This window comes from Roseomonas sp. TAS13 (assembly GCF_001950415.1).
Taxonomy (GTDB): domain Bacteria; phylum Pseudomonadota; class Alphaproteobacteria; order Acetobacterales; family Acetobacteraceae; genus Roseomonas; species Roseomonas mucosa.
Map to the genome: position 1 here is coordinate 1 of NZ_BDLP01000636.1, position 1,449 is coordinate 1,449.

General features: G+C 70.2%; 3 protein-coding genes. All 3 read left to right on the plus strand.

Going from position 1 to position 1,449, the window contains the following annotated elements:
• Positions 1-532, plus strand: a 532-nt coding sequence (locus tag ROTAS13_RS24410) for a nuclease-related domain-containing protein (protein ID WP_075823658.1), incomplete at its 5' end; no start/stop codon positions are given.
• Positions 533-788: 256 nt separating this feature from the next.
• Positions 789-1,022 (plus strand): hypothetical protein, encoded by a 234-nt coding sequence (locus tag ROTAS13_RS26770; protein ID WP_139323564.1) that lies wholly within the window; start codon positions 789-791, stop codon positions 1,020-1,022.
• An 11-nt stretch (positions 1,023-1,033) separates the two neighbouring features.
• Positions 1,034-1,369: a hypothetical protein gene (locus ROTAS13_RS24415; RefSeq protein WP_075823659.1), complete on the plus strand. Its 336-nt coding sequence runs from the start codon at positions 1,034-1,036 to the stop codon at positions 1,367-1,369.
• Positions 1,370-1,449 lie beyond the last annotated feature (80 nt).

Here is a 1,449-nt window from a genome sequence, read left to right on the forward strand (position 1 = left end):
GATCGTGGGCGCCAAGAGCGAGGCGTCGGTCCGCGAGGTGCTGGAGGCACTGGGTGCGGCGGCGCTGCATGACGTCATCGTGCGCGACGGCCGTGGCCTGACGCAGATTGACCACCTGGTCCGAGCGTCGGACGCCGTGCTGGTGCTGGAAACCAAGCGCTATGCCGGCATCGTGTCGGGGGAGGTGGATGGCCGCGAGTGGCGGCAGCGCTTTCCCGGCAGCGCGGAGCGCTTCACGCTGCCGAACCCGTTGCGGCAGAACTACCGGCACCGCCGCGCGGTCGAGGATCTGGTGTCGGATCGTGCCGTGCTGGTACGGGCGCATGTCATCGCGGCCGGCAGTGCCGAGTTCGAGGGCGAACTGACCGGTGCCGTGGTGCCGGTCACGGCGCTGGCCCGGCTGGTGGCGGGCGCTCCGCCCGTCTCGCAACGTTGGCTCGATGCGGCATGGCTGAAGCTGCGGGCGGCTGCGGAGCGCAGCCCGCAGCTGCGCGACGCGCACCACCATGAAATCGCGCGCCGAACTGGATGAGGGCGACCGGAAAGGAGTATCGCCCATCCCCAAGCTAGCTCCGTAAGCCCGCCGCAGGAGACCAAGCACAGCCGGGTGCCCTCGCCCGCCGCGCCGGGCGCCGCTGCATCGGACCACAACACGCTGGGGCGGGGTCACCTTCCCCGGCATAACAACGGCCGGGATCACGCCGATTCAATGGCTTCTTCTGAAATCCACGTTGAAATGTGGCGAATCGTTCTTGATTTGTTCGGGCAGCAGCGCGTAACGTGGCTGCATGACTGACGATCTCGAACCTGATTCGGACCGAGCCGCGCTGACTGCCGCCACCTCGGAGGAGATCGCCGAAGTGTTGTCCTATGCGCTACGCTATGATGAGCGTGGCAAGCCACGCCGCGGCGGCGGCGAGTTCGCTGCCGGCATTGCCGCGGAGCGGCTCGCGGAACATCTGCGCCGAGCCGGGTACGTCGTGATGAAGGCGCGCACCGCGCGCCCGCACAGCACCGGCTAGGGCCGTGCGGCATGGCTGCCGCTAACCAGCCGTTCGACCGCGCTGCCCTCCTGACCTCCCTTCGCGCCAATGTCGCGCACCTGGAGCGCGGCGGCGCTGCGCGAGACAGCGGCACGATCCCCATCTGCGACGCGATCGACCGCACCTTGCCGGGCCGCGGGTTGGCGCGAGCCGCCCTGCACGAGGTTCGAGCGACGGATGCGGGTGCCACGCTGGCGTTCTGCGCATTGCTGCTGGCCCGCGCGGCGGGGGCGGTCCTATGGATCGGCGCCGAGCCGGATGCGTGGCGCGTGGCCCGGGATCATGCCACGGCGACACTCGCACCCGTGGAGATGGGCGCGGAATGACGGAGCGGCGCTACCTCGTGCTGCACCTGCCGCAGCTGGCGACGGATCGCCTCCGGCAGGCTGGGCCCGGCCTCTGCGGC